The 12,243-nt window shown below is 64.8% G+C and carries 12 protein-coding genes and 3 pseudogenes; 2 read left to right on the forward strand and 13 right to left on the reverse strand.

Features of this window, described 5'->3' with window-relative positions; translation table 11 throughout:
• The first annotated feature begins 2 nt into the window (after nucleotides 1-2).
• Nucleotides 3-818 carry an enoyl-CoA hydratase/isomerase family protein gene (locus K307_RS06275; protein WP_042877033.1) on the forward strand — a complete coding sequence of 272 codons (816 nt, stop codon included), beginning with the start codon at nucleotides 3-5 and terminating at the stop codon, nucleotides 816-818.
• Nucleotides 819-932: 114 nt separating this feature from the next.
• Nucleotides 933-2,294 (forward strand): MFS transporter, encoded by a 1,362-nt coding sequence (locus K307_RS06280; RefSeq protein WP_042877035.1) that lies wholly within the window; start codon nucleotides 933-935, stop codon nucleotides 2,292-2,294.
• Nucleotides 2,295-2,655: 361 nt separating this feature from the next.
• On the opposite strand, the pseudogene K307_RS49200 reads toward K307_RS06280, so the two are convergent.
• From K307_RS49200 to K307_RS06345, 13 genes and pseudogenes are all read right to left on the reverse strand, one after another.
• Nucleotides 2,656-2,829, reverse strand: a pseudogene (locus tag K307_RS49200) (ISKra4 family transposase); the annotation flags it as partial.
• Nucleotides 2,830-2,970: 141 nt separating this feature from the next.
• Entirely contained in the window at nucleotides 2,971-3,177 is a 207-nt protein-coding gene (locus K307_RS47605) for a hypothetical protein (protein WP_155301095.1), read from the reverse strand.
• A gap of 155 nt (nucleotides 3,178-3,332) precedes the next feature.
• Nucleotides 3,333-3,785 (reverse strand): annotated as a pseudogene (locus K307_RS06295) (cupin domain-containing protein); the annotation flags it as partial.
• Nucleotides 3,782-4,084 (reverse strand): annotated as a pseudogene (locus tag K307_RS06300) (transposase); the annotation flags it as partial. The pseudogenes K307_RS06295 and K307_RS06300, both read right to left, overlap by 4 nt.
• Nucleotides 4,085-4,197: 113 nt before the next feature.
• Nucleotides 4,198-5,391: an amino acid ABC transporter substrate-binding protein gene (locus tag K307_RS06305; protein WP_042877038.1), complete on the reverse strand. Its 1,194-nt coding sequence runs from the start codon at nucleotides 5,389-5,391 to the stop codon at nucleotides 4,198-4,200.
• Between the two features lie 129 nt (nucleotides 5,392-5,520).
• Nucleotides 5,521-6,168, reverse strand: a complete 648-nt coding sequence (locus K307_RS06310) for a hydrolase (RefSeq protein ID WP_042877040.1) — start codon at nucleotides 6,166-6,168, stop codon at nucleotides 5,521-5,523.
• Between the two features lie 34 nt (nucleotides 6,169-6,202).
• Nucleotides 6,203-6,574 carry a nuclear transport factor 2 family protein gene (locus tag K307_RS06315; RefSeq protein WP_042877042.1) on the reverse strand — a complete coding sequence of 124 codons (372 nt, stop codon included), beginning with the start codon at nucleotides 6,572-6,574 and terminating at the stop codon, nucleotides 6,203-6,205.
• Between the two features lie 165 nt (nucleotides 6,575-6,739).
• Entirely contained in the window at nucleotides 6,740-7,675 is a 936-nt protein-coding gene (locus tag K307_RS06320) for a helix-turn-helix domain-containing protein (protein WP_230625542.1), read from the reverse strand.
• 202 nt (nucleotides 7,676-7,877) lie between these two features.
• Nucleotides 7,878-8,924 carry a 4-hydroxy-2-oxovalerate aldolase gene (gene dmpG / locus K307_RS06325; RefSeq protein ID WP_042877046.1) on the reverse strand — a complete coding sequence of 349 codons (1,047 nt, stop codon included), beginning with the start codon at nucleotides 8,922-8,924 and terminating at the stop codon, nucleotides 7,878-7,880.
• A gap of 17 nt (nucleotides 8,925-8,941) precedes the next feature.
• Complete coding sequence (locus K307_RS06330) at nucleotides 8,942-9,892, reverse strand: acetaldehyde dehydrogenase (acetylating) (protein ID WP_042877048.1); 951 nt, start codon at nucleotides 9,890-9,892, stop codon at nucleotides 8,942-8,944.
• A 111-nt stretch (nucleotides 9,893-10,003) separates the two neighbouring features.
• The gene (locus tag K307_RS06335) at nucleotides 10,004-10,786 is read right to left on the reverse strand and encodes a fumarylacetoacetate hydrolase family protein (protein WP_042877053.1); all 783 of its coding nucleotides are present in this window, start codon (nucleotides 10,784-10,786) and stop codon (nucleotides 10,004-10,006) included.
• Between the two features lie 66 nt (nucleotides 10,787-10,852).
• A complete protein-coding gene (locus K307_RS06340) occupies nucleotides 10,853-11,887 on the reverse strand; it encodes an amidohydrolase family protein (protein WP_042877055.1) in 1,035 nt (344 codons plus the stop codon).
• Nucleotides 11,884-12,237, reverse strand: a complete 354-nt coding sequence (locus K307_RS06345) for a non-heme iron oxygenase ferredoxin subunit (RefSeq protein ID WP_042877057.1) — start codon at nucleotides 12,235-12,237, stop codon at nucleotides 11,884-11,886. Before K307_RS06345 ends, K307_RS06340 begins: the two co-directional genes overlap by 4 nt.
• Nucleotides 12,238-12,243: the final 6 nt, after the last annotated feature.

Raw genomic sequence — 12,243 nt, forward strand, 5'->3', positions numbered from 1 at the left:
ACATGACCCAGCCCTTCGCATTGACCCATCCCGACCAGCAGCGCCTGCAGGATCTCGACGGCTTTTCCGTGGAGATTGATCCGGCCCGCGAGCGCGCGGACATCATCCTGCATCGTCCGCCCTACAACGTGATCTCGATGGCGGCCCGCGACCAGTTGCGCGCCGTGTTCGAGGCACTGGACGCCGATGACCGCGTGCGTGTCATCGTGCTGCGCGCGCAGGGCAAGCATTTCTCCAGCGGCGGCGACATCCGCGGCTTCCTGGAGGCGTCGCCGGAGCATGTGTCGAACCTGGCGTGGAACGTGGCAGCGCCGGCGCGCTGCAGCAAGCCGGTGATCGCGGCCAACCGGGGCTACTGCTTCGGCGTGGGCTTCGAACTGTCGCTGGCGTGCGACTTCCGCATCGCCACCGCCTCCACGGAATACGCGCTGCCCGAGCAGAAGCTTGGCCAGATTCCCGGGTCCGGCGGCTCAGCGCGGCTGCAGAAGATGGTTGGCGTGGGCCGCACCAAGGACATCGTCATGCGCTCGCGCCGCATTCCCGGGCGCCAGGCGCACGAGTGGGGCATCGCCGTGGACTGCGTGGCTGACGCCGAGCTGGAGGCAGCCACCGACGCGCTGGCCGATGAGCTGCGCGCCTTTTCCCCGCTGGCCCAACGCACCGCCAAGAAGCTGCTCAACGACACCGAGGACGCACCGCTGTCGATCGCCATCGAACTCGAGGGGCACTGCTACAGCCGCCTGCGCAGCTCAGATGACTTCCGCGAGGGCGTGGAAGCGTTCCACGCGAAGCGTAATCCCGAATTCCGCGGCAGCTGACCGCGGGCGCGGGCGGGGCTGACCCGCCTGCCGGGCCCGAGAGACGGACGCATCGACGATGCCCCCGGCGGGCATCGCGGGGAGCCGTTCATTCAAAAAGACAAGGAGACAACGATGAAAGTGCTGGCAAATGACAAGGTGCCGACCAGCGGCACGCAGGGCGCGGCGCCCGTGGCCACGAACAACCGGCAGGTGCTGGGCGCGGTGACCGCTTCGTGCATGGGATGGGCGCTCGACCTGTTCGACCTGTTTATCCTGCTGTTCGTGGCGCCGGTGATCGGCAAGCTGTTCTTTCCGTCCGAGCATGCGATGCTGTCGCTGGCGGCGGTGTACGCGTCGTTCGCGGTGACGCTGCTGATGCGGCCGCTCGGCTCGGCGATCTTCGGTGCCTACGCGGACCGGCACGGGCGCAAGGGTGCAATGGTGGTGGCCGTCACCGGCGTCGGCCTGTCGACGGCGGCGTTCGGGCTGCTGCCAACGGTCACCCAGATCGGCCTCTTCGCGCCGGCGCTGTTCATCCTGCTGCGGCTGGTGCAGGGCGTGTTCGTCGGCGGCGTGGTCGCGTCGACGCATACCATCGGCACGGAATCGGTGCCGCCGTCGTGGCGCGGCGCGGTGTCCGGCCTGGTGGGCGGCGGCGGCGCGGGCATCGGCGCGCTGCTGGCGTCGATCACGTACATGGCGATGACGGCGCTGTTCCCCGGCGACGCCTTCGAGGTCTGGGGATGGCGCTGCATGTTCTTCGCCGGCATTGTCAGCTCGGTGCTGGGGCTGGTTATCTTCAACTCGCTGGAAGAATCGCCGCTGTGGAAGCAGTTGCAGGCGGCAAAGGCCGCCAGCGGCCACGCCAAGCCGCAAGCGCATCCGCTGCGCACGCTGTTCTCGCGCGAGTATCGTGGCATCCTGCTGGTCAACATCCTGCTGACCGTGGGCGCAGGCAGCGCCTACTACCTGACTTCCGGCTACCTTCCCACCTTCCTTAAGGTCGTGGTCAAGGCGTCCCCCGGCGAGTCCTCGGCCATCCTGATGCTGAGCAGCCTCGGTGTGATCGTCGCGTCGGTGGCAGCGGGGCATTTCAGCACGCTGGTCGGCCGCAAGCGCGCCTTCCTGCTGGTCGGCGCGGTCAGCCTGGTGCTGATGCCGTTGCTCTACCAATGGATGCCCGCCGCGCCAACCGCCACCCTGCGCGGCGTCTACGCGGTGGCGCTCAGCATGCTCGGGTGCGCCGGCTTCGCGCCGATCCTCATCTTCCTGAACGAGCGGTTCCCCACCAGCATCCGCGCCTCCGGCACGGGCTTGTCGTGGAACATCGGCTTCGCCATCGGCGGAATGATGCCGACGCTCGCCTCGCTCGCCGCAGGCACGCCCGCCGACCTGCCGGTGATCCTTGGTGTTTTCCTTGCAGTCGTCACGCTGGTCTATCTGGCAGGCGCCGTAATCGTGCCGGAGACACTGGGTCGTCTCGGCGAAAAGTAGACATGCCGCGCTTGAGCGGGAATCTATGACGGCGGTGCTGGTCGTCCAGGCAACGCTCGACCGAAACCCGTTGGGGCGCTCGCGGGCGGTCGATCAAGGGATTTGCCGCGGAGTCGACTATCAACGTCAACTCCGCCACGTTGGGATCAGCGAACTGCCGAACGGTGCCGTAGAAGGAAAGTTGTCACCGACTCGAGAGCGTGCCAATGATGGGGAGGCGAATTTCGTCAGGCACCCTGACTTGCGGTGAGGGTGTCACGGTTAATTCTATTCAGGGGCGATGCCAGTTCGGCGATGCTGGCCCGGTGGATTGGCTGTGACGTGAGATAGCGAGCTCGAGCGCCGAGATGCGGTTGGGTGAGAGTTCCCCGTTCAAAACCGCGACCCTGACCTGCACCATGCAGTGCGCTCCTTGGTCCGTCCAGCGCATCTGTCGCTTCTTAGCCATGCGATGGCTCACGACTTGGTTCACCGCGGACTCCGCGATGCTACTGCTGATTGGCAGGCCCTTTCGATGCCGAGCGCCGTAGTTGACCAACGTAGGTGAGTTGTTCCTCAGGTAGTAGGAGATTTTATCTAGGTGCTCCCACAGCGTGCTGTACTCATACCCTGTCCGCGTCAGCAGCTGAGCGTCCAGTGCCTTGAGGCGCTCCAAGGCTTTGCGGCCCTTGCCATGCTAGACTAGAAACTTGGCGTGAGTTATTTCAGTCTCTATCGATTCTCGTTCCTCTCGTTCCAGTGCGTCCATCATCTTGCTGCCGAAGACGGAACGCTGCGCTGCGTTGAACTGCATGGCGATGTGGAACCAATCGAGAATCCTGCCGCGAGCGAGTCGACTACCCTGTACGGTCTTTTCAAATTCACCGGCGTTGTCGCTGATCACGGTCACGCGCTCATCGGCCGCCACACCGTTTCGACTGAGGAAATGGTCGAGTCGCGCTGCAGCCGAGGTGACTTCCCGATGCACATAGGCATAGAACTTTGGCGGACTGTCAGTGAACGTCGCTCGCCCGGCGATGAGGTTGACATGGCGGCCAAGACCACCGGCTCGCCGCCGCCCTCGACGGCAGGGTTGCCATGGTCATGCCAGGTCCACGACGGCGTGATGATGAAGTCGCCGGGATGCATGGTGGTGCGCTCGCCATTGACGGCGGTCCAGGCGCCCTTGCCCTCGACGATAAAGCGCAGTGCCGACTGGGTATGGCGGTGGCTCGGCGCAATCTCGCCCGGCAGGATCAGTTGCAGGCCGGCGTACAGCGTCGAGGTAATGCTGGAATTGCCCGGGATGCCGGGGTTCTCCAGCACCAGCACGCGGCGCACCGCTTCCTCGGCACTGATGACGCCGCCGGCCTGCATCACCAGCGGGCGGACCTGCGCGTACTTCCAGATGGCGGGGACGACCTGCGGCCGCGGCTGTGGCGGCACCAGCGCGTGCAGCGATTCCCACAGCGAGGTCATGTGGCTGCGGCCTATTTCTTCGTAGTAGGCCACGCGGGCCGGGGCGGGGTTGTGCTCGGACCCGTCGCCGCTTTTTTTGCGATTTCAAGTTCCATCTGCAGGCGCTTGTTCTCAGCTCTGAGGCGCGACAGCTCCATCTGTTCCGGCGTCACCACCTTCGCCCCGGCACCGCCCCAGTTGCCGGCCTCTGCAGCCTTGATCCAGTTGCGCAGCGTCTGCTCCGACACGCCCAATTCGCGGGCCACGGCGCTCACCCCGTGTCCGTCCTTCACCCGTTGCACGGCCCCAGCCTTGAACTCCGCCGTGTACGCTTGCTTTGGAATCTTGAACATCTTCTCTTTCCTTCCTTTGGGTCGGCGAGTTTACACACGACCTACCGGAAGGCGAAATTTCGAGGGAACCTCACACCCCGACGCTCGTTGGCATACGCGAGGCTAAAATGTGTTTAACTATTGGGCCAGTCCACTGCATAAGGAAAACCAAGCCCCCCGGAAGTAAAGTCTGGCGGCGACACCACGATTTGCCTTGACCCATTCTGAAATTGGCCCACCTCGTGACCCGATATCCCCTGGAATTGGACCTGCAGGACCCGTGGCTCAGCCCATTCGCCGTTTACGCCAAACCTGATATCGCCCATGACGGTGTGAAAGGTCGTGCTTCGTGCGCACGCCGACAGGCTTGCGTCGTCAAAGCTACCAGTAGCTTCGATAGCCTGAGCAACCACCTGCATCTGGGCATAGGCAAGCGGCGCCATGTAATGTCCGAGGAGGTCAACATCGGCATCGCTGGCTCGTTGCTGGTAGGTATTCAACAGTTGCTGAACCCCGGGGAACATCATCTTGGACACTGGCGCCCAATATTCGTAGTTTATGAAGCCATTGAGCAGCGGGCCTAGCGTGGCTTTGACCTCGGTGTTCTGAGGACCGATCATGGCGCCGCCAACCATCTTCGGGCGGAATCGATGCGTGCTGATGGTTCGCACAAGACCGATCGAATCAGCGAGGTAAGAGCAAAGGAACAGCAGATCGCAACCGCTTTGGGCGACCGCGTCGATAACAGGCGCGAAATTCTCGGTCGTCAGCGGATAAGTCGCCTCGTGAACGATCTGGAAGCCGTACTTCTCGGCATTGGCCTTCGCGCCAAGAATGGGATTTCGCGAGAATTCGGCGTTCGCGGACACTAGTGCCACGGTTGCAGGCCGGGGCCGTTGCTTTGCGGCGAGAGCAAAGAATCCCTCGGTGAGCGCGGCATTCGGATCCGGTCCGGTTGGGATCATTGCGAAGTAGTTTGGGTAGGCGAGCGTGTTGTTGACGCCGAGACCCATTAGCCCGACGAAAAAACGCTGCCGCTCCATGATCAACGGCATCGCTGGTAACAGGCTATTGGTGCCGTAACCGCCGATAACGAAATCGACCTTATCCTCGTCCATCGGCCGTTCATAGATGCCTGGAACGAGTGAAGCGTCTGCCTGATCGTCGTAGCAGACTAATTCGACAGGACGGCCGAGCAGTCCACCCCGACGGTTGACGTCCTCCCGCCAGATGTCATGAGCGAGCCGAGCCGATCGGCTGCTGCCCGCAAGCGGACCGGTCAGCGACAGGCAGTAGCCGATACGGATCGTCCCTGGAACAGTGGACATGTCGCGCCTCTTGAAAGATAGTGGCCGCTTCGGCGTTACCGCCGAAGCGGCCTTGGGTTATGTGGCTTGCGGCGTGTGGCTGGCGGCAAGCTCTGGCAGCTTCACCTTGATGCGTTTGTCCGCTGCTGCTCAAACGCCCGTTCCAGTGCGTCCAGCGAGAAGCTGCAGTTCCCAGGCCAAGGCGACACCGCTGGCACCGCCATGTTCGAGCACGACGTCCGCGACGCCGGCCGCAGTCTCCTCGCGCGCCCAATCACGCTGCCATTCGCCCAGCACGGCAAGCCAGGTGATCGGCACCGCGCCGGCGGCGACCATGCGGCGCACGGCCATGTCGCGGGCTTCCGCCGTGACGCCACCGGAAGCGTCGGTGACGATGAAGACGTCATACCCCTCTGCGAGCGCCTGGAGCGCCGGCATGGCGAGGCAGATCTCGGTGTAGAGCGCAGCCAGCACAAGCTGCTTGCGCCCGCTCTTCCTCACGATGTCGACAACGTTCGGGTCCTCCCAGGTGTTGATGAACGTGCGGTCGATTGGCTTCTGGTCCGGAAAGACGTCCTGAAGGGCCTTGATCAGATAACCGCCGCGTTCCTCGAGCACCGTGGTCAGGATCGTCGGTACGTTGAAGACTTTCGCCGTCTTGGCGAGGCCGACGACGTTGTTAACGATCATCGACGGTTCGTGGCTGTGCAGGTTGGCGAACTGGTAGGGCTGATGGTCGATCAGCACCAGAATGCTGTCTTCCGGGCGAAGCAGGGCATCGAGGCCGGTCTTGGGCATGGAAAGTTCCTTTAGTGAAATAGCATCTCCGGCGCTAATGGGAGCCAGCGGGATCGAGAAAAACATAGAGGGAGCGGATGAGGCCGGCCTCAAAAAGGGCGACATCCGTGCCAGTAACGGCAACAGGGCCATTGGGCGGGCCGGAGCGCCATTGCAGGCGCCCGGCACCGTTGTGGCCGACAGCCGGACCCACCGCGCGGAAGACGAAGTCCGGTGGCAGGCTGGCGAGCAGCGCGGTCACGGCTTCGCAGATAGCGGAATGGCCTTTGGCAGCGGCATGCGGCTCATACAGGACGGCGTCCTCGGCATAGAGCGCGCGGATCGCTTCGATGCGCCGCCCGGCGTTGCGCTCACCGAACACCTGCGCGAGGTTCGCGTGCATCAAGCCGTCATAGTCGATCATCATTCACCTCCCGGATCAGAGTTCCGGGAGGTGAACGTCACCAAACGCTCAATGAGTCTCGCTCAGTCTCGCTCGCCTAGCCCGGTTGGGGGGATGATGTCATGTCGTTTTGAGGAAAACACTGTTCGATTCTGCGATTTCCAGTCCGAAACCGCTACGGAATCGTAGTCAGCTTTTCCGGTCGCGTCGCCATGCCGCCGGCGTCGCTCCGATGACTTTCCGGAACGTTCGCCCGAAATGCACGACATCTGCAAAACCGGTAGCCTCGGCCACCTGCTCGAGCGAGGCGGGGGTGTCGAGCAGCAGGGCCTGTGCGCGCCGGATGCGCGCGTCGAGCTGCCAACGATAGGGGGCCATCCCTGTCGAGGCCTTGAACGCTCGGCTGAAATGCGACGGCGACAGGCCTGAGAGCTCCGCCAGATGCGCGAGGTCGACGCGCTTAGGCAGGTGCGCATCCAGATACTCGACGACACGCCGAAGCTGCCAGGGAGCCAGGCCCTTGCCGTCCGCGCCGGCCTCCGGTGGATGGGCGAACAGCCGCGCCACGATCGCGGCGGTCAGCCCATCACCATAAAGCTGCGTCGACGGATCGGAGTCATCCACCGCGTTGGAAAGCAGCCTGACCAGGGTCCAGATACGATCGTCGGAAAAGCGCAGCCGCGGTGTGGCTATCGCATCGGCACTGAATCCGATGGCCAGCCGCTCGCCCAGCACCGCGAGATCGAAGGTCAGCGTGGCGTCCTTTACGAAGCGCGCGTCGGCACTGTAGCCCCATATCTCCATGCCCGCCGGTGCGAAGTGCATGTGTCTGGGCATATAGCCGATTGGGCAGGGCTGGTTCTCGCGCAGACGTGGCTCGCAGTGGCTTCCGACCTCTTCCAGCAGCACGCTGAGGCGGGTTTCTGTCTCGTAGCACAAATGATGAGCCACCCGGCCCGCGCAATGGAACTCGGTGATGTCCACGCTCACACCGCTCCATCCGCGTCGCGACACCGACAGGCTCTGCACGTTCTCGGGCAAGGGCATCAATCGGTCGATGCGGGTGGACAGAGGTGCTTTCTCCGGATGTTGAGGAGAGGTCACGTATTGCAGTTTGTAGCCCAATGAACAAAAAGATTAGACCAGGAGCCCCGCCGGATGCAACTCGAAAGCGCGCGTAACGTACCGCGATTCGAACGGTTGGCCTTCGTCGGTTCGCGGGGGCGGGATAACGAACCGTTATCCCGCCTTGCAGGAGAGCGTTCGACCGGACCGTCAAGTCGCCTCTACGCAGATCAACGCCTGGCACGAATGGCCTGGCGCGACCTCAGGCTACCGCCTTTTGTTCGGCAGTCTCCGCGCGGCGCGCGAGCAGGTCCAGCGCCACGTCGACGATCATGTCCTCCTGACCGCCGACCATGCGCCGCCGACCGAGTTCGACGAGGATGTCGACCGTGCCCAGCCCATAGCGCGCGGCCGCTGCCTCGGCATGGCGCAGGAAGCTGGAATAGACACCGGCGTAGCCTAGCGCCAACGTCTCGCGGTCGACGCGAACGGGCCGGTCCTGCAGCGGCCGCACCAGTTCATCGGCCGCATCCATCAGCTTGTACAGGTCGCAGCCATGCTGCCAGCCCATCCGGCTCGCAGCCGCGATAAAGACCTCCAGCGGCGCATTGCCGGCGCCAGCACCCATGCCGGCCAGGCTCGCATCAATGCGGTCGCAGCCCTCCTCTATCGCCACGATGGAGTTCGCCACGCCCAGGCTCAGGTTGTTGTGCGCGTGCATGCCGGTCAGCGTGGCGGGATCGAGCACGTCCTTGAAGGCACGGAAGCGGTCGCGCACGTCGTTCATGTTGAGCGCGCCGCCAGAATCGACCACGTAGACACACTGCGCGCCATAGCCCTCCATCAGCTTCGCTTGCTGTGCGAGCGCGGCCGGCGTGGTCATGTGGCTCATCATCAGGAAGCCCACGGTGTCCATGCCGAGTTCGCGCGCATAGGCGATGTGCTGGCGCGCGACATCGGCCTCGGTGCAATGCGTGGCGATCCGCACCACGCGCGCCCCGGCGTCGTAGGCGGCGCGCAGGTTGTGCACCGTGCCCACGCCGGGCAGCAGCAGCGTGGCCACCCGCGCGTGCGTGACCGTTTCGGCAACGGCCGCAATCCACTCTAGGTCGGTGTGCGCGCCGAAGCCGTAGTTGAAGCTCGATCCCGCCAGGCCATCGCCATGCGCGACTTCGATCGAATCCACTTTGGCCGCGTCGAGCGCGGCCGCAATGCGCCGCACGTCGGCCACGCTGTATTGATGCCGAATGGCGTGGCTGCCATCGCGCAGCGTCACGTCGGAGATATAGAGCGTCTTCTGTAGTTCCATGTCGGTCTCCCTGGCGCTCAGGCGGCCAGTCGGCTTTCAGCCAGGTGTTGGGCAAGGCGCTCGGCGCAGGCCATCGCGGCACTGGTCATGATGTCGAGATTGCCGGCATAGGCGGGCAGGTAGTGAGCGGCGCCCTCAACTTCGAGGAAGACAGAGGTCTTCAATCCGCTCATGCTTCCAAGTCCCGGCACGTTAAGTGGCGCAGCGGGATCAATGCGCTCGAACTGCACCCGCTGCTTGAGCCGGTAGCCCGGGACGTAGCCCTGCACGGCCCGCGTCATGATGCCGATGCTCGCTTCAATGGCGGCCTCATCGGCGCCCTGGGACAACACAAACACCGTATCGCGCATGATCAGCGGCGGTTCGGCCGGATTGAGCACGATGATCGCCTTGCCGCGCGCCGCCCCGCCGACCGAGCAGATCGCTTGGCTGGTGGTCTCGGTGAACTCGTCGATATTGGCCCGTGTGCCGGGCCCCGCGGATCTGCTGGCAATGGAAGCGACAATCTCGGCGTAGTGGACCTTCGCCACGCGCGACACGGCCGCCACGATGGGGATCGTCGCCTGCCCGCCGCAGGTCACCATATTGATGTTCGGCGCGTCGAGATGGTCTTCGAGATTGACGACAGGCACGCAGTACGGGCCGACCGCCGCGGGCGTGAGATCGATCATCCGGATGTCCGGACGGTGGCTACGCAGCAAGGCCTCGTTGGCCAGGTGCGCGGCGGCGCTGGTGGCATCGAACACCACGTCGATGTCGTGGAACTGTGCAAGGCGTGTCAGCCCTTGCGCGCCGTCCGCGCTGGTCGCGATGCCCAGCCCGCGTGCGCGCGCCAGTCCAGCGGATTGCGAATCGATACCGATCATCGCGGCCAGATCGATATTGCGGCCGTGACGCAGGATCTTGATCATCAGGTCCGTGCCGATATTGCCGGACCCGATGATCGCGGCCTTGAGCTTGTTGGTCATTGTCTTATGTCTCCTTGGTTTTTGCCTGCCGGCGTTACGCGAAGATTTCACGGCGAGGGCGCGATGGCATCGGCAGTCCTGCTGGTTTTCCGCCCTCTTCCGCCGCAGCGATCACTCGAACCGCACCGCGCACGACCCGATTCCGCCGATCGTCACGCGCAAGTAATCACCCGCCTCCACCGGCACCATCGCGGCCAGCGATCCCGACAGCACCACGTCCCCCGCGCGCAGCCCTTCGCCATAGCGGCCCAGCGTATTGGCCAGCCAGACGACAGCGTTCACCGGGGAGCCCAGCGCGGCGGCGCCGGCGCCCGTCAGCACGACTTCGCCGTTCTTCTCCAGCACCATGCCCGCGAGCGCGAGGTCAAGGCTGCGTGGGTCGACCAGCCTGTCGCCGAGCACGAACAGCGCCGACGAGGCGTTGTCGGCAACGGTGTCCTGCAACCGGATGTCCCAGTTCTCGATGCGTGAATCCACGATCTCGAAGCAGGCCATCACGCCTTCTGTCGCGCTCAGCACATCGGCCGCCGTGACGCCGGGCCCGCGCAGATCGCGGCGCATGACGAAGGCGATCTCGCCCTCCGCCTTCGGCGCGATGAGGCTTGCACGGCGAATCGATGCCCCGGATGGCAAGGCCATGTCTGAGAGCAGGACGCCGAAATCGGGCTCGCCGACCTTCAGCATCTGCTGCGCCGCCCGCGACGTCAGCCCGATCTTGCGGCCCACCACGCGCACGCCGTCCCGCAGCCGTCCCTCGATCAGGCCGCGCTGGATCGCGTAGGCGTCGTCGACGGTCATGTCTTCGTGCCGAGCTGTCAGCCGCCCGATCGGGCGCGCCGACTGCAGCGCCTGCTCAAGGGCCTGGACCGTGTGGTGTATGGCTTCACTTTGCATGTTTCTCCTCCTGTTCCCGGGTCTGTCGCGTGTATCGCGTATATCGTTTGCCTGGTGCCCCGAGCGCTATGCGGCTGCCTGCCCGTGCTCCCCGAGCCACCGCAGCGCATTGCCGCGCGCCAGCATCCGGCGCGTTTCGGCAGGAATCGCCAGGCCGTTCACACGTTCGCCGGGCACACGGTCCATGATCGCGAAGGGATAGTCCGTCCCGGCCATGACCTGCGTTTCGCCATAGCAATGCAGCAGGTTGGCGATCGCATGGCCGTCGTAGACGAGGTTATCGACGTAGAGCGCGCGCACCATCTCGCGCGGCGCCCGTGCCATCGCCTCGCGTATCGGCGGCATCGTGTCCCAGGCATGCTGCAGGCGCGGGAGCAGCGAAGGCAGCGAGCCGCCGCCGTGGCTGAAAGCGATGCGCAGGCGCGGATACCGCATGAGCGTCCCCGACGTCAGCAGCGATGCCGCGGCTAGGCCAACTTCGCCGGGAAACGCCAGTACCTGCTCCAGCAGGGGCGGGCCGACGAGGCGGTCCATGCCGCAGGGGCGCAGCGCGTGCACGAAGACGGCCGCGCCCAGTGTCTCGGCCGCCTCGAAGAACGGATCGAGCGTCGGATGGCCCAGCGGCAGGCCGTTGATGTTGCTGCCGATCTCCACACCGGGCAGCCCAAGCACTCGCACCACGCGTTCGAGTTCGCGCACCGCGGCATCGACGTCCTGCAGCGGCACCGCGCCCAGCGCAGTGAAGCGATCGTCGCGTCCCCGCACCAGCACCGCGAGTTCGTCGTTGAGAAAGCCAACCAGCGCCTGCGCGTCGTCCGGCGCGAGCCAGTAGGAGAGCAATTCCGGCATGGGCGACAACACCTGCCGCACCACGCCGACCGCGGCCATGTCCTGCTCGCGCCGCGACAGGTCCCAGCATGCATCGGGAATCGTGCGATAAACCTTGCCCTCAATCATCACGTGGTACTGGCACGCCGACGCTGCCGGCGCGATCGACGGCCACGGCACGCCCTTGCGGTTGCCGAGGTAGGCGGGAAAGCGCTCCGGCACCCAGTGCGTATGAACATCGACGAGCCCGCAGGCACACGCGGCGGCGCTCATGGCGCTTCTCCAGCCAGCGCGTTCGCCGACAGCCATACGTTGCCGTCGCGGATCTCGACGGGGTAGGTCTGCAGCGGCTTGCTGCAGGGCGCGGATACGGCCTGGCCGGTGCGCACGTCGAAGGCGCCGAGATGCAGGCCGCATTCGACGATGCAGCCGTCGAGGCTGCCCTCGTCGGCCAACGAGGCGTTGCCGTGCGTGCAGCGGTCGTCAGTCGCGTACACGTCACCGTCGACGTGATAGATCGCGATGCGACGGCCGTCGTCGAGCTGCGCGCATCCGATGGTGCCGTCCGTGAGGTCGGTCAGGGCGCAGAGCGCCTTCGTGGAGTCGGTGGACAAGGTGGTCATGCCGGG

The organism is Cupriavidus necator A5-1 (assembly GCF_000744095.1).
GTDB classification, from domain to species: Bacteria; Pseudomonadota; Gammaproteobacteria; order Burkholderiales; family Burkholderiaceae; genus Cupriavidus; species Cupriavidus necator_A.